The following is a 15241-nucleotide window of genomic DNA, read 5'->3' on the forward strand; positions in this document are numbered from 1 at the left end:
CGGATGGCTTATCTCTGGATCGCGATCGGCAGCGCGCTCGGCGGCATGGCGCGCTTCTGGTGCTCGGGCGTCGTGGCGCGCCTGATCGGCGAGACGTTTCCGTGGGGCACCCTGACCGTGAACGTGGTCGGCTCCTTCGTGATCGGCTTCTTCGCCGTGATCACCGGGCCGGACGGGCGCTTTCTGGTCGGTACGCCGGTACGCCAGTTCGTGATGGTCGGCATCTGCGGCGGCTTCACGACCTTCTCGTCGTTCTCGATCCAGACGCTCGACCTGATGCGCGACGGAGAGTGGCTTCAGGCCGGCGGCAACGTGGTCGGCTCGGTCGTGGTGTGCCTCCTCGCCGTCTGGGCCGGCGCCGCGATCGCCACCGCCTTCAACACGATGCGCTGGATATGATGCGGACTTCGGCTGATCGGCTCGGCTCTCACCCTCTCCCAAAGGGAGAGGGTCGACGCGCCGTCGCGCGTCGGGGTGAGGGGTTAGGGCTTCAATTGGAGAGAACTGCATCCCCCTCACCCGGATCTCGCGCGTTTGCGCGAGATCCGACCTCTCCCCGCTGGGGAGAGGTAAAGGTCGGATGGATATAGGGAGCCTGCCATGCGAGTGCCGCGCGATGCCGTACTTCTGAGAATCTTCGTCGGCGAGGACGACAAGCTCGACCGCGAGCCGCTCTACGAGGCGATCGTGCGCGAGGCGCGCGAGCACAAGCTCGCCGGCGCCACGGTGCTGCGCGGTCCGCTCGGCTTCGGCCATTCCTCGGTGCTGCACACGACCAAGATCCTGCGGCTCTCGACCGACCTGCCGCTGGTGATCGAGATCGTCGACGCGCCCGAGAAGATCGACGCCTTCCTGCCCGTGCTCGACGCCATGATGCCGTCCGGCCTGGTGACGATCGAGAAGGTGCAGGTTCTGCAATACGGTCCGAACCGCAACGAGACGACGTGACGGGCGCGCCCGCGCCCGGTGCTTGGACTGATTCGCTTGGAATGATGGGCTTGGAATGACCTCATGCGCGTTCTGGTGATCTACTGCCATCCGGTCGAGACGAGCTTCAACGCCGCCGTGCATGCGCGCGTGGTCGACAGCCTTCGCGCGGCCGGCCACACGGTCGACGACTGCGACCTCTACGCCGAAGGATTCGACCCGGTGCTCGGCCGCGAGGAACGGCTCAACTATCACGACACGGCCGTCAACCAGGCGCCCGTGCAGGGCTATGTCGACCGGCTCCAGGCCGCGCAGGCGCTGGTGCTGGTGTTTCCGGTGTGGTGCTTCGGCCTCCCGGCGATGCTGAAAGGCTGGTTCGACCGCGTGCTGATGCCGGGCGTCGCCTTCGACATCGGCGATCCGGCTCATGTGAAGCCAGCGCTGACGCATCTGAAGCGCATCGCCGCGGTGACGACCTACGGACGGCCGCGCTGGACCGCGCTCCTGATGGGCGATCCGCCCCGGAAGGTGATCACCCGCTATCTGCGGGTGCTTTCCGGCGGGCGCGCGAAAATCACCTACACGGCGCATTATCACATGAACGTCTCGACCGACGCGACCCGGGCGGCGCATCTGGAGAAGGTGGCCAAGGTGATGAAGGGGATTTGAGCGGATCGCGTCATGCGGCCGCCTTCACCCGGCATCACTTGCGCTTCGCCGTCATCTGCCCGAGCACGAACGAGACGGAACCGGCGAACAGCGCGGACAGTGTCGTCTGCGCCCACCGCTTGGTGTCCGCCGATGCGGACCCGTCGAACACCGCTTCGTAGGCGCACAAGCCTCCGATGCCGAGGAGAGCGCCGACGATCACGACGAAGACGATCATGCCTTTGATCTGTTCGAGTCGATGCTCGCGGTCCTCCTTGCGCAACCGCACTGCCCGTTCGTCGGTCGCCTCCTCGGGAGCGATCGTGATCGAGGCGCGCGAGAACATGTCGTTGACGTCGAGTTCGTGCGACACGTCCGTCCCCTTTCAGGACACACGCTGCCCCGTGCCCGCCGATCAAAGCAAGCCGACGATCTCCGTCTCCAGCTTGTCCGGGTCCGAGACCAACCCGATGTGCTTGCCGCGACGCTTGGCGTCGTGGGCGACCTTCATCAGCGCAAGCGCCTGACGAATCACGTCGCTGCGCTGCGTTCCGGTGTCCTCGGCAATGGTTTCGAGCATCTGGTTGAGCTCGCTGGAGACCTGCAAGTTCAGCCGAACCTTGTCCTGAGGCATCTCGTCCTCCTGCGGGCACGAACCCTTGCCATCCGCAGCTATGCTCTCGGATGCGCCCGGTCAATGCCCAGCTACTGCGCCTGAGACGCTAATTTGGCGTAAAAAATACGTCAATACTGCGTCCACAAAGACCCGTCGGATCCTGTGACAGGCTCGGCTCCGGCCCAGCCGATCGATGCGGCCCTCAGAACAGCCCGATCATCCGCCCGTCGGGGAGAACGTCGATCGCCTCGGCGGCGGGGATGCGGGGCAGGCCCGGCATCGTCATGATGTCCCCGCAGATGGCGACCACGAAACCGGCGCCGGCGGCGAGCCGCACCTCGCGCACATGCACGATGTGGCCCGACGGCGCGCCCTTGATCTCGTGATTGGTCGAGAAGCTGTACTGGGTCTTGGCGATGCACACCGGCAGGTGCCCGTAGCCTGCCGCCTGGAAGCCGGCGAGCTGCTCGGCCACCGGCGCGTCGAGCGCGATGTCGCTCGCGTGGTAGATCTCGCGCGCCACCGTGCGGATCTTCTCCACCAGCGGCATGTCGTCGGGATAGAGGAGCGTCAGGCGGCTCCTGCCGCTCTCCGCCGCGCGGACCACGGCGCGGGCGACGTCGACGGCGCCCTTGCCGCCCTCGGCCCAGTGGTCGGCCACATAGGCCTCGACGCCGAGCGCGGCGCAGGCCTCGCGCACCAGCGCGATCTCGGCGGCCGTGTCGGTCGAGAAGCGGTTGATCGACACCACCGGCACCAGCCCGAACTTCTTCACGTTCTCGACGTGGCGGCGGAGATTGGACAGGCCCTCCTCGAGCGCCTCCGGATTCTCTTCGCGGAGATCCTCCTTCCTCACGCCGCCGTGCATCTTCAGCGCCCGCACGGTCGCGACCAGCACGACGCAGTTCGGCGCGAGCCCGGTCTTGCGGCACTTGATGTCGAGGAATTTCTCCGCGCCGAGATCGGCCCCGAAGCCGGCCTCGGTCACCACCCAGTCGGCGAGCTTGAGCGCCGTCTTGGTGGCGATCACCGAGTTGCAGCCGTGCGCTATGTTGGCGAACGGACCGCCGTGCACGAAGGCCGGCGTGCCCTCCAGCGTCTGCACGAGGTTCGGCGCCAGCGCTTCCTTCAGGAGCGCCGTCATGGCGCCGTGCGCCTTCAGGTCGCGCGCCCGGATCGGCGCCTTGTCGCGCGTCTGCGCCACGACGATGTCGCCGAGCCGCGCCTTCAGGTCGGCGAGGTTCTCGGCCAGGCAGAAGATCGCCATCACCTCGGAGGCGACCGTGATGTCGAAGCCGGCCTCGCGCGGGAAGCCGTTCACGGCGCCGCCGAGCGAGCAGACGATGTCGCGCAACGCCCGGTCGTTCATGTCGAGCACGCGCCGCCACGTCACGCGCCGCGAATCGATGCCGAGCCCGTTGCCCCAGTAGATGTGGTTGTCGATCATCGCCGCGAGCAGGTTGTGGGCTGCCCCGATCGCGTGGAAGTCGCCGGTGAAATGAAGGTTGATGTCCTCCATCGGCACCACCTGGGCGTAGCCGCCGCCGGCGGCGCCACCTTTCTGGCCGAAGGACGGGCCGAGGCTCGGCTCGCGCAGGCACAGCATCGCCTTCTTGCCGATATGGACGAGCGCGTCGGTGAGCCCGACCGTGGTCGTCGTCTTGCCCTCGCCGGCCGGCGTCGGGGTGATGGCCGAGACGAGGACGAGCTTGCCCGAGGGCCGATCCTGCAGCGTGTCCACGAAATCCAGCGACACCTTGGCCTTGTAGCGGCCGTAGGGCTCGAGCTCGTCGGCCGCGATGCCGAGCCTTTCTCGTGCCAACTCGACGATGGGACGCTTGGGGGCGTCCTGCGAGATCTCGATGTCGGATTTCGGGGCGACGTGCTGGGAGGGCGGCATTCCGGAACCCTGATGCGACTGCGGCGGCCGATACCTACAAGAAGTCGCGCCGCCCGTCGAAGCCCGGGAGGCCCCCCGGGCGGCCCCCGGGCGCCGGCGCCTCGGCGAGGCCGGCAAAAAACTGTCACGGCGGGTCGCTAAGCTGCCCGAACCCGTCCGGATCCCCTCCGGAGATGCGCCGAAATGAAAAACCCGCCAACTCGGACGAGTGGCGGGCCGGTGACCTGCGCGATATGATGTCGCCGGAGATTGGTTGCGGGGGCAGGATTTGAACCTGCGACCTTCAGGTTATGAGCCTGACGAGCTACCGGGCTGCTCCACCCCGCGCCACGGACCGGACGACGTCGTCGCCGGCGCGGGGCTTATGTAGCAACCTCGTCGGGGAATGGGAAGCCCAGGTGGGACAGAATTTGGTACTTTCGAGCATGGCTCGGATGCCGACCGGCACCGACCTGAAGGATCCGTCGTCCGGCGGGCTGCATGTCCCGGATATGCTACGTGAAATCGCCCGCGGCGCGCTCACCGAAGCGCGCACCGCGATCACCGATCCGAACCTCCCGGAAGCCGAGGCGATCCACGATTTCCGAAAAAGCATGAAGCGCTGGCGGGCGCATCTGCGCCTCGTCGAGCCGTTCCTGGGCGACGAGGGCAAGCGGCTGCGCACCGAGGCTCGCGACCTCGCCCGCCTGCTCGCCGGCGCCCGCGACGCCCAGACGGCCCGCGACGCGCTGGAGGATCTCGGCAAGCTGGACGACTCGGCGCGCGAGACCTTGCCGGTGCTCTCGGACCGCAGCCTCGCCACCGTGACGGCGCGGCTCGACGCGGTGCGCACGCAGGCCGAGGGCGTCTCGCTCACCCCTGATACCCGCCGGGAGATCGACGAGATCCTGTTCGCCGCCACCGAAGGCGTGAAGTACTGGCCGATCGGCCACCTGACGTTCCGCGACGTGGCGACCGAGCTCGCCGGCCACTACGGCCGCGCCCGCAAGGCGATCCCCGACGACTGGCAGACCAGCCATCCCGAGACCTTGCACGAGATGCGACAGAAGGTGGTGATCCACCGCTACCAGATGGAGATCGTCGCGCCGCTGTGGCCGCGTTTCGGGGAGTTCTGGATCGGCGAATCGCAGCGCCTGCGCGACCGGCTCGGCCACCACCAGGATCTGATCATCCTGGCCGGCTTCACCGAGCCGCACGGGCCGTTGGCGCCGTGGCGCTCGCGGCTCGTGCCGCTGATCGCGGCGCGGCGGGCCGAGCACGTGGCAGTGGCGGCCCGGCTCGCCGGCCGACTGTTCGCCGATTCGCCGCGGAGCTTCCGCCGCCGCCTGCTCGCCCTGTGGGAGCACCGCGTGCCGCAGTGACGACCGCGAACGGCCGCGCCACGGCGATAATGCCGGCGTGCGGCCGCGCCGGTGAACCGACGCCGGCTTCCGCGACACCTCGGGGACGGGATAGAGTGTCGGGCCGGACGGTCCGGTCCGGCGTCCCACCCCGGCGGTCCGCATGCCTCGCGCCTCGCACAGACTTCCGACCCCGGTCCGCAGGACGGTCGTCCGGCTGCCGCGCACCCGACCGTGGCCGGGGGTCGCGGTGGCCCTGCTCGCCGTGCTCGCGCCGGCCGCGCTCGGCCTCGGCCGGGCGGACGCCCAACCGGCGCCGCCGCCCGATCCGTTGGACACCGTCTATGCCAATGGCGACGCCCCGATCGACGAGGCGACCAAACGCAGCCTCGCCACCACGGAGATGTTCCGGGCGTTCCTGCCGTTGTCCGTCGATCTCTCCGGCAGCATGCCGCTCCCCGGGCGCCAAGGAAAGCTGCCCTCCTGCACGGCCTGGGCCGTCGCCTATGCGGCGCGCAGCTATTACGTCGCGACCGCCGAGGGCCGCGACGTGCGCCAGGCCTCGAACGTGCCGAGCCCGGCCTATGTCTATCACCTCGCCCGCACCCAGCAGGATTGCACCGGCACCAGCTTCGTCCGCAACATCGACGTCCTGCGCCGCGGGGCACCGTCGATGGCGTCCTATCCGTATGTCGACCAGTGCACGGCGCCGCCCGGACCGGGCGTGACGGGACGCCCCGGCGAGTTCCAGGTGCGCGGCTATCGCCGCATCGACCTCGCTCGGATCGACGACGTGAAGGGACAGCTCGCGCTCTCCAACCCGGTGCTGATCTCGTTCGCCGACAGCGTCGCGTTCCAGAGGCATCGCGGCGACGGCGTGTTCGCCGAGCCGGACTTCACCGGCCCGCGCGGCTGGCACGCCATGACGCTGACCGGCTACGACGACCGCCGCCAGGCGTTCCGGCTGATCAACTCGTGGGGGACGGGCTGGGGCGACCGCGGCTATGCGTGGATCGGCTACGACACGTTCCGCCAAAGAGTTCGCGAGGCCGGGATCCTGGACGTCGAGCGGTCGGTGCGTCCACCCCCGCCGCCGCCGGTCACGCCCGTCCCGTCGCCGCCGGTCACGCCGGTCCCGACACCCGGCCCGAAGCCTGGCCCGAGCGTCCAGCCGCTGCCACCGCCGGTGCCGCCCGCCGGCCAGGTCGTCGCCGCCGACCTTCCCGAGCTGCGGCGGCTCGCCTGCGCCAAGGTGACGGCACGGCGCGACGCTGGCCGTACCGTGCTGTCCGGCTTCGTCGCCTCGTCGGATGATCTGGAGACGGTCCGGCGCGCCGCCGCGTCGCGCCCGGGCTTCGCGATGGGTGACGTCGTCGTCGCGCCGTGGCCGCAATGCGAGGCGCTGCAGACGCTCGACGACGCGCTCGACGTCGCCGACCGGCCGACCGTCGACATCGGCGGCCGCACCGTGTTGCGCGACGGCGATCCGCTGCGCATTTCGGTGCGCACGCCGAGCCGGCCGCGCTATCTCTATGTCAGCTACGTGCAGGTCGACGGCACGCTGGTGCATCTGGTGCAGCCGCGCGACGGCAATCCGGCCCCCGCCGAGGCGAGCCGCACGCTCGTCTTCGGCGACGGCTCCGACGGTCGCGCGCGCGCGACCGTGAGCGCCCCGTTCGGCCGCGAGATGATCATCGCGATCGCCTCGACGACGCCGCTGTTCCCGCGCGCCCTGCCGACCCGACAGACCGAGCGCGAGTATCTCTCGGCGCTGCGGCGCGCCCTGCTCGCCCAGCCGTCCGCCTCGGCGGCCGGCGCGACGCCCGGTCGCGACGTCGCCGCCACCGTGCTGAGCCTGGAGACGCGCGGCCGCTGACCACTGCTGCGCGCATTCCGTGCCCGACTAGCGCGGCCTAGCCCGTGTCATGCCACTGTCATACGCCCGACGCTACTGATTAATCCGAGGTTAATCAGTGATCGGGGGCCGTCATGGCGCGTCTTCTCGCCGGGGTGAGTCGTTTGTCGTTGCTGGTCGCGATGGCGGCTCTGGCGGCGCCTGCACCGGGCATCGCGGCCGACGTCGTCGTCCCGGCCGGCACCACCGACACGACCGGCAAGACCCTGATCGACGGCGACCGGCTGATCGTCCAGGACACCGGTGCCTTGTCCGTCAACGGCACCGCGGTGTCGTCGACCGTCACCACGCCGAACGGCATCTCCATCGAGAATGCCGGCATCGTCGAGTCGACGGCGAGCGGCGGCCGCGCCGTCAACATCGCCGGCAGCAACAACAATCTCCGCCTGATCACGATCGTGAACGCGCCGACCGGCACGATCCGGTCCGCCGACGACGCGATCCGGGTCAACGCCGACCTGGGCACCGGCAGCGTCGTCACGATCACCAATTCCGGCCTGATCCTGTCGTCCGCGGACGGTCAGGCGCTGGACCTCGCGGCGATCGCCAGCGGCCGCGCGACGATCACCATCACCAACACGGCGACCGGCGTGATCCGGGCCGTCGGCAACGACGCGATCCGGCCGGGCAGCGGGAACATCACCATCGCCAACGACGGCCTGATCGACGCCACCGCATCGGCGAGCCGTGCCATCAACACCAATATCGACCTGACGAAGCTCTACACGTTCACGCTGACCAACGGCGCCACCGGCATCATCCAGTCGCAAGACGACGCGGTGCGGATCAACGGCTCGGGCGTCACCGGCGCGTCGACCACGGTCCAGGTGTCGATCGACAATGCCGGCGTGATCAGGTCGACCGGAGCCGGCTCCGCCGCGGGCCAGGCCATCGACCTCGACAACATCACGTCGTCGGCCGCGCGCGTCACCATCGTCAACCGCGAAACCGGGGTGATCACGGCCTCCAATGCCGATGCGATCCGGCCGGGCCAGAACTTCACGCTCACGAACTACGGCCGGATCATCGCCCTGTCCGAGCCGGTGCCCACCGACCGGCCGAGCTCCGACGGCATCGACCTGCAGGACAACCATACCGGCACGATCTACAATTACGGCCTGATCTCCGGCGCCAAGGCCGGCATCAATGTCGGCACCGGCAGCACCGTCACGGTCTACAACTACGCCGATGGCACCATCGTCGGCCAGGACGGCTCCGGCGTCGGCTCCGACAACATCGCGACCGTGTACAACTGGGGCACCATCACGGGGACGATCGACACCACGTCGGCGCGAGGCGACGGCGACGGCATCGACGTCGACGGCGTCGCCACCATCGTCAACTACGGCCTGATCCAGGGCCTCGGCGCCAAGGGCTGGGACGACGGCGGCCGCCTCAACAACAGCGAGGGCATCGCGATCGGCGGCGGCTCGGTCACCAATTACGGCACCATCTCGGGCGCCGGCGCCGGCATCGTCGTCAACAACGACTCGACCCTGTCGCGCAGCGGCACCGCCGCGACCACGATCGTCAACGCCGCCGGCGCCACCATCGTCGGCCGGTCCAGCTACGCCATCCGGCTCGAGAACAAGACCGGGACGAGCGCCGACGACGACACCATCGTCAACGCCGGCACGATCATCGGCAACGGCGTCATCCCGGACGCCGGCGCGACCATCTATCTGCAGAGCGGTGCCGTGGACGGCAACTCTGTCGGCACGCTCGACGGTGTGGTCTACACGGGCACCGGGTCGGCGCGGTTCATCCGAGGCGACGGCTCGGCGATCCAGATGGGCGAAGGCGCCGACCGGCTGGTGAACTCCGGCGTGATCGTCGGCAACACCGGGCGCGCCGTGAACATGGAGGGCGGCGACGACACGGTCTCCGTCATGCCGGGCTCGCGGATCGTCGGGCTGGTGAACGGCGGCGCCGGCACCGACACGCTCGACTATCAGAAAGTCGGCCTGTCCGACGCCAAGAAGGCGGCGCTGCTCGCCGGCGAGACCGTCAATATCGGCGGTACGCTCTACACGAGCTTCGAGGCGTTCACGGGCGTGTCGCGGTCGTTCTCCTCCTATGCGACGAGCGCGGCGACGAGCGGCGTCGCCTGGACGCTCGACAACGGCGCGACGACGACCAGCGCGAGCCTCGCCACCCAGGCCCTGATCGACCGTGTCGCGACCGCAACCGACGTCGCCGGCGCGCTGGCGCAGCTCACCCCCGGCGCCCTTCAGGCTCTCGCGACGATCGGATTGGACACGGCGCTCCAGGCCACCGAGACGATCGGCCAACGGCTGACCCGCTGGCGCGACGGCGGGTCGGGACTCGAGGTCCGCGGTCTCGACCAGATCGCCTCGCTGCTCGAGGGCAGCCGGGCCGTGGCCGGGCTGGAGGCGCCCGGATCGGCGGCAGCCGGGCTCGACCCGCGTCTCGCCGGTGTGTCGACGGCGTTCGCCGCGGCAGAGCCGCCGCGGCGCGGCCATGATGCCTTCGCGGCGCTCGATCCGACCGTGGCCCAGGCCGGCATGTCCGTGAAGGCGGTGCCCGGGGCGATCGAATCGCCGTGGGGCGGGTTCGTCCAGGGCAGCGCGGCCACGGTGCGTCGGGGCGCCACGACGACCTCGCCGCAGACGCGATATCGGTCCGCCGGGGTCACGGCCGGCATCGACTACCGGGTGACGCCGGAAGCGATCCTCGGGGGCTTCGTCGGCTATGGCCGCACCACGGCCGATCTCGACGCGTTCGGCAGCAGCGGCACCGTGTCGACCTGGCTCGGCGGCGTCTACGGCGGCTGGCGCCAGGCCGGCTGGTTCGCGCAGGGAACGGCCCTGTACGGGCGCAGCGACAACGACAGCAGCCGGGTGGCGCTCGGCACCGTCAACACGGGCGGCAGCAGTGGCGATCTGTTCGCCGTGCAGGGGGTGGTCGGCAAGGATCTGCGGCTCGGCCGGATGCTGGTGAGCCCCGAGCTCGGCCTGCAATACACGCGGGTCACGGTCGGCGGCTTCACGGAGCGCGGCGATGCCGCCCTCGCGGTCGGCGAGAGCCGGCTCGACTCGCTGCGCAGCACGCTCGGCGTGCGCGGCCGCACTGTCTTGCACACCGGCCTCGGCGCGGTGACGCCGGAGTGGCGGGCGTTCTGGCAGCACGAGTATCTGGACGAGACCTGGACCCTCGGCGCCTCGTTCCTCGACGCGTCGTTCGCGCTGCCCTTTGCGACTACGGTGGGCGCGCCGGGACGCGATTTCGCGCTGCTCGGGGTCGGGCTCACCGCCGGGGCGACCGACCGCCTCCGAGCCTCGATCGATTACGACGTGAAGCTGGGCGCCGACGACTTCGTGGCCCACGTGATCAGCGGTCGGCTACGCGCCGCCTTCTGATCCGGGCGCCGGGGCCTCCGGCCGGGACCGCCGATCGTGCGTCCCGACGACGCGGATCGGCGTCGGCGGGCGCGCGTCCGGTCGATCGGAAAGGCCGGTGCCGGCTGTGCCGCAGGCCCCCGGTCCCGTCGCTCGCATCAGCGATTGCGGTAGTACCACGGCAGCGGCTTCTCGCCCTCGTCGGCCGGCTCCGACGGCGCGCACCGAGGCGCGTGTGCCGCCGCGGCAGGCGTCTCCGGGGGCGGCAGCGGCCGCCCCTCGGCATCGGCGCGCGGCGACACCTGCGAGGCCCAGACCTCGGCGAGGTGGCGGGCGCCGGCGACCGCGATCGCCGCTCCGACCAATGCCGTGCCGACGACCGCGACGGTCGCGACGTCCGCACCCATCCCGAGCTTCCGTGCGAGGCCGACGCCCGCGAACGCGCCGACCAGGCCGGCGACGCTGTCGCCGATCGGGCCGAAGCCGGGCTCCGACGCGACATGGCGCGCCAGCCATCCGGTCGCGGCGCCGACCACGACCATCAGTGCAAGGGTGGCGAAAGGCAAATCCATCGGGGGTCTCCGTGACGGGGCACTGAACGCGGATCTCGGGAGCCGTGACGGTCGGACGATGCGGACGGCACCGTCGCCGATGGAGCCGGCGTTCCGGCGCCCGCCCCTGCATCGGGGCGACGGCATGGCGCGGAGCGCGTCCCGCGTCAAGGTCGCGGCCGTCGTGGCTCCCCCGTCAGGGTTCCAGCACGCTGCGCGCGAGCGCGCGCGCCCGGGCGATCCAGCGGACGAGGCGCGGCCGGCGGCCGCGTGGCACCGGATCGGGCGCGGCGAGGCGCAGGCCGACCCGGGTGACACGCCCGCCCGCCTCGGCGCTGACCACCAGGGCGATGGCGCCGAGCGGCACCACGTCGCCGGGATGCGGCGGATGACCCAGCGCCTCGGCGATGTGGTCGGCGAGCGTGACGTCGCGATCCTCGGCCGCGATCTCCAGCCCGTAGATCTCGGCGAGCGCCCCGAGTTGCACGTCGGCGCCGACGAAGAAGTCGCCGAGCAGGCGCGGGTCGGGGGCCGGCGGCGGCGGCATCTCGACGAAGAAACGGTCGAGCGCCTGGGCCTTCTCGGGCGGGGCGAGCAGGTAGATGTGGTCGCCCGGCCGGATCGCGCCGGCTTCGGCGGCCGACAGCACGCGGCTCTCGCGCACCACCAGCACGGGCTTCGCCCAGGACGGCACGATCTTGCGGCGGAGATAGGGGTTGCCGGTGCCGACGTGGTAGCCGACGAGCTCCTGCTCGAGCTGGCCCGGCAGGTCGAGCTCGACGCGGCGCGGCGCCGGCTCGGCCCGCGGCAGCGCGATGCGCAGGAGCTTGGCGGCCGGCGCCAGCGTCCAGCCCTGCACCAGGAGCGACACCAGCACGACGACGAAGCCGATGTTGAAGTAGAGCTCGGCCCGCGGCAATCCGACCAGCAGCGGGATCGACGCGAGGAAGATGCCGACGGCGCCGCGCAGGCCGACCCACGAGATGAAGGCGCGCTCGCGCCACGAGAAGCGGAACGGCGCCAGGCACAGGAACACGGCGACGGGCCGGGCCACGAACATCAGCGTGGCCGCGATGGCGAGCGCCTGCAGGCCGTGCGACATCAGCCGCTCCGGCCAGGCGAGCAGTCCGAGCAGCACGAACATGGCGATCTGGGCGAGCCAGGTGGCGGCGTCCAGGAAGGCGATGACGGTGTTGTGGGCGCGGGTCGGCCGGTTGCCGACGATCAGGCCGGCCAGATAGACGGCGAGGAAGCCCGAGGCATGGACGGATTGCGCGAGCCCGAACACGGTGAGGGCCGCCGTGGTGACGAAGGGCGCGTGCAGGCCCTGCGGCAGCGCCAGCCGGTTCAGCGCCAGCACGGTGACGCGGCCGCCGAGAAGGCCGAACGCGGCGCCGCCGAGCCCCTGGCCGACCAGGCTCGCGAGCACGGCCGTCCATGGCCGATCGCCCATCACCAGGAGCTCGACCAGCAGCACGGTGAGGAAGATCGCCAGCGGATCGTTGGTGCCGGACTCGATCTCGATCGTCGCTGCGACGCGCGGCCGCAGGCGAAGGCCGCGGCCGTGCAGCAGGAAGAACACGGCGGCCGCGTCCGTCGAGGCGACGACGGCGCCGACCAGCAGCGCCTCGAGCCAGGTCAGCCCGAGCACCTGGACGACGACCGGCGCGGTCAGCGCCGCGGTCAGGAACACGCCGATCGAGGCGAGCGTGAGGGACGGCGCCAGCACGCTGCGAAACGTCGAGAAGCGGGTGCGCAGGCCGCCGTCGAACAGGATCAGCGCGAGCGCCACCGAGCCGACCGTGTAGGCGAGCCGGACATCGTCGAAGCGCAAGCCGCCGGGGCCGGATTCGCCGGCCGCCATGCCGACCAGGAGGAAGACGAGCAGCAGCGGCGCGCCGAAGCGCAGCGCGACGAGGCTCGACAGGATGCCGGCCAGGACCAGAACAGCGCCGAGCAGGATGGAGAGACTGACGGTGTCGAGCGAATCCATTCTTGCGCGCGCGCACGTCCTGCGGTCGGGAAGGGCGAGCGGTCACGATACGGGCGTTCGCGCCGCGGGGCCAGCGCGAGATGGCCGGCGCCAGATGGCCGGCGCGACCGCGGTCGCCGCGCTCGGTCGGTCCGGGGCGGCGCACAGCGCCGAATCCGGAACGACGCTCCGCCCGGCGACCGCGCCGTCACTCGCTCGCGTCGAAGGCGCCCTGGAGGTGCTGCGGCCGGTGGCCGGGCGCGATCAGGATCACGTCGAAGCGCAGCGGCAGGCCGCCGACCTGCGGATGCGCGGCGAGCCAGTGCTTCGCGGCGTCGACGATGCGGCCGCGCTGGCGCACCGACACCGACTCGGCGGCGGCGTCGAGCGAGGCGCGCGCCTTCACCTCGACGAACACCACGGTGCCCTTGGACTGCGCCACGATGTCGATCTCGCCGACCGGCGTCCTGTAGCGCCGGTCGATGATCCGGTAGCCCTTGGCCCACAGGAACGCGGCCGCCTTGCTCTCCGCCGACAGCCCGAGCTTCTGGGCCGCCTGACGCTTCGGTGCCGGGCCTTTCTTCGCGACGTCGGGCGGCTCGTCGAACGATCCGGTCTTGAACACGGCGACCGGCCGCATCGTCGCCGCCCGCGGCGACAGCGGCGCGGGCGTCCCGGCGCGCACCGGCGATCTCGCCGGGCCGATCTCACCGGCGCGCTTCAACGTGCGGCCGGCCGCGCTGCCGGGGCGGACGCTCTCGGGCACCGCACGGACCGGCTTGCGCGTCGGCGCAGCAGGGTCGGGAGCAGCAGGGGCGGGAGCAGCCGGCTTCGGCGGATCGTCGTCGTCACGGTTCATCGGACGTCTCCCGGCCGAGCGCCAGCGCGCGTTGATAGACGGTGCGGCGCGGCTCGCCGGTCGCCGCCGCGACAGCCGCGACGGCGTCCTTGAGCGAGCCGGTGCGCATCGCCGCGGCCAGCTTCCGGTCGATCTCCTCGGCCGAGACCGGCGCGTCGGCGGCAGGCCCGCCGATCACCAGCACGACCTCGCCGCGCGTCTCGGCGCCCTCGGCATAGGATTTCGCGAGCCCGGCGAGGTCGCCACGCCGCACCTCCTCGTGCAGCTTGGTCAGCTCGCGGCACACCGCCGCCTCGCGCGGCCCGAGCCCCGCGGCGAGATCGGCGAGCGCCTCGGCGAGCCGCGGCCCGGTCTCGAACAGCACCAGGGTCGCAGGGATGGCCGCGATCTCGGCGATCCGGCTGCGGCGCGGGCCGCCGCGCGCGGGCAAAAATCCTTCGAAGAAGAACCGGTCGGTCGGCAGCCCGGCGACGGCGAGCGCGGTCAGCACGGCGGACGGCCCCGGCACGGCGGTGACCGGAAAGCCCGCCTCGCGGGCCTCGCGCACCAGCCGGAAGCCGGGATCGGAGACCAGCGGCGTGCCGGCGTCCGACACCAGCGCCACCGACTCGCCGGCGGCGAGCCGGGCAAGGATCTTCGGCCGCGCCTGCGCGGCATTGTGCTCGTGATAGGCGGTCAGCGGCCGGGCGATGCCGTAGCGGGCGAGCAGCTTGCGAGTCACGCGTGTGTCCTCGCAGGCGATCAGGTCGGCGGCCGCGAGCGTGAACAAAGCGCGCAGCGAGACGTCCTCCAGATGGCCGATCGGCGTCGCCACGACGAACAGCCCGCCGGCGAGCGGCGGCGCCCGCCGCGGCGCGCCGAACAGCACGACGCTGCGCTCGCCCGCGGCGGCGTCCGCCGGATCGAGGTGCTCCAGCCCATCCGGCCCCGCACCGTCCTGAAGGCCGTCCTGCTGATCGCGGGCTTGCTGGTCGTGATCTCGCGCGGCGCTCATGCGGTGGTTCTATCGCTCCGCGGCCGTCCCCGGAAGTCCCGGCCGGGGACGACAAGCGCCTTTGCGTGCACGAGGATTGACCCGGCGGTTGCGCTGTGGCGCTGTTGCCGCCATGGCGTCGTCGCGCCGGGCGGTCTCGCCCGCGCCGGCCGTTTGGCCC

Annotated in this window: 13 protein-coding genes and 1 tRNA gene; 6 read left to right on the forward strand and 8 right to left on the reverse strand. The window is 71.2% G+C overall.

What is annotated here, in order from left to right:
- The first annotated feature begins 3 nt into the window (after window positions 1–3).
- The 3 genes from crcB (at window position 4) to ACFSOX_RS10760 (ending at window position 1596) form a co-directional block, all read left to right on the forward strand.
- Window positions 4–399, forward strand: coding sequence for a fluoride efflux transporter CrcB (gene crcB / locus ACFSOX_RS10750; RefSeq protein ID WP_378477807.1), 396 nt, complete (start codon window positions 4–6; stop codon window positions 397–399).
- Window positions 400–600: 201 nt separating this feature from the next.
- A complete protein-coding gene (locus tag ACFSOX_RS10755; RefSeq protein WP_378477808.1) occupies window positions 601–948 on the forward strand; it encodes a DUF190 domain-containing protein in 348 nt (115 codons plus the stop codon).
- 63 nt (window positions 949–1011) lie between these two features.
- Window positions 1012–1596 carry an NAD(P)H-dependent oxidoreductase gene (locus tag ACFSOX_RS10760; RefSeq protein ID WP_378477809.1) on the forward strand — a complete coding sequence of 195 codons (585 nt, stop codon included), beginning with the start codon at window positions 1012–1014 and terminating at the stop codon, window positions 1594–1596.
- Between the two features lie 34 nt (window positions 1597–1630).
- On the opposite strand, the gene ACFSOX_RS10765 is transcribed toward ACFSOX_RS10760, so the two are convergent.
- The 4 genes from ACFSOX_RS10765 to ACFSOX_RS10780 all read right to left on the reverse strand — a co-directional run bounded on the left by ACFSOX_RS10765 (window position 1631) and on the right by ACFSOX_RS10780 (window position 4418).
- Window positions 1631–1921 (reverse strand): hypothetical protein, encoded by a 291-nt coding sequence (locus tag ACFSOX_RS10765; RefSeq protein WP_378477810.1) that lies wholly within the window; start codon window positions 1919–1921, stop codon window positions 1631–1633.
- 69 nt (window positions 1922–1990) lie between these two features.
- Window positions 1991–2209, reverse strand: a complete 219-nt coding sequence (locus ACFSOX_RS10770) for a hypothetical protein (RefSeq protein ID WP_378477811.1) — start codon at window positions 2207–2209, stop codon at window positions 1991–1993.
- Window positions 2210–2393: 184 nt separating this feature from the next.
- Window positions 2394–4091, reverse strand: a complete 1698-nt coding sequence (locus ACFSOX_RS10775; protein WP_378477812.1) for a formate--tetrahydrofolate ligase — start codon at window positions 4089–4091, stop codon at window positions 2394–2396.
- Window positions 4092–4341: 250 nt separating this feature from the next.
- Window positions 4342–4418 (reverse strand) — tRNA-Met (locus ACFSOX_RS10780).
- Window positions 4419–4516: 98 nt separating this feature from the next.
- On the opposite strand from ACFSOX_RS10780, the gene ACFSOX_RS10785 reads away from it, so the two are divergent.
- From ACFSOX_RS10785 to ACFSOX_RS10795, 3 genes are all read left to right on the forward strand, one after another.
- The gene (locus tag ACFSOX_RS10785) at window positions 4517–5452 is read left to right on the forward strand and encodes a CHAD domain-containing protein (RefSeq protein ID WP_378477813.1); all 936 of its coding nucleotides are present in this window, start codon (window positions 4517–4519) and stop codon (window positions 5450–5452) included.
- Window positions 5453–5681: 229 nt separating this feature from the next.
- Window positions 5682–7307, forward strand: coding sequence for a C1 family peptidase (locus ACFSOX_RS10790; RefSeq protein ID WP_378477814.1), 1626 nt, complete (start codon window positions 5682–5684; stop codon window positions 7305–7307).
- Between the two features lie 113 nt (window positions 7308–7420).
- Entirely contained in the window at window positions 7421–10726 is a 3306-nt protein-coding gene (locus ACFSOX_RS10795; RefSeq protein WP_378477815.1) for an autotransporter family protein, read from the forward strand.
- A 137-nt stretch (window positions 10727–10863) separates the two neighbouring features.
- Here the strand turns inward: ACFSOX_RS10795 and ACFSOX_RS10800 are convergent, their stop codons facing one another.
- From ACFSOX_RS10800 to rsmI, 4 genes are all read right to left on the reverse strand, one after another.
- Window positions 10864–11277 (reverse strand): GlsB/YeaQ/YmgE family stress response membrane protein, encoded by a 414-nt coding sequence (locus ACFSOX_RS10800; protein ID WP_378477816.1) that lies wholly within the window; start codon window positions 11275–11277, stop codon window positions 10864–10866.
- A 175-nt stretch (window positions 11278–11452) separates the two neighbouring features.
- On the reverse strand, window positions 11453–13249 hold the full coding sequence (locus ACFSOX_RS10805; protein WP_378477817.1) for a potassium/proton antiporter: 1797 nt from the start codon (window positions 13247–13249) through the stop codon (window positions 11453–11455).
- A 187-nt stretch (window positions 13250–13436) separates the two neighbouring features.
- Window positions 13437–13868 (reverse strand): YraN family protein, encoded by a 432-nt coding sequence (locus ACFSOX_RS10810; RefSeq protein WP_378477859.1) that lies wholly within the window; start codon window positions 13866–13868, stop codon window positions 13437–13439.
- A gap of 208 nt (window positions 13869–14076) precedes the next feature.
- Entirely contained in the window at window positions 14077–15081 is a 1005-nt protein-coding gene (gene rsmI, locus ACFSOX_RS10815; RefSeq protein ID WP_378477818.1) for a 16S rRNA (cytidine(1402)-2'-O)-methyltransferase, read from the reverse strand.
- Window positions 15082–15241: the final 160 nt, after the last annotated feature.

Origin of the sequence: Rhodoplanes azumiensis, from assembly GCF_042682915.1 — a bacterium.
GTDB classification, from domain to species: Bacteria; Pseudomonadota; Alphaproteobacteria; order Rhizobiales; family Xanthobacteraceae; genus Rhodoplanes; species Rhodoplanes azumiensis.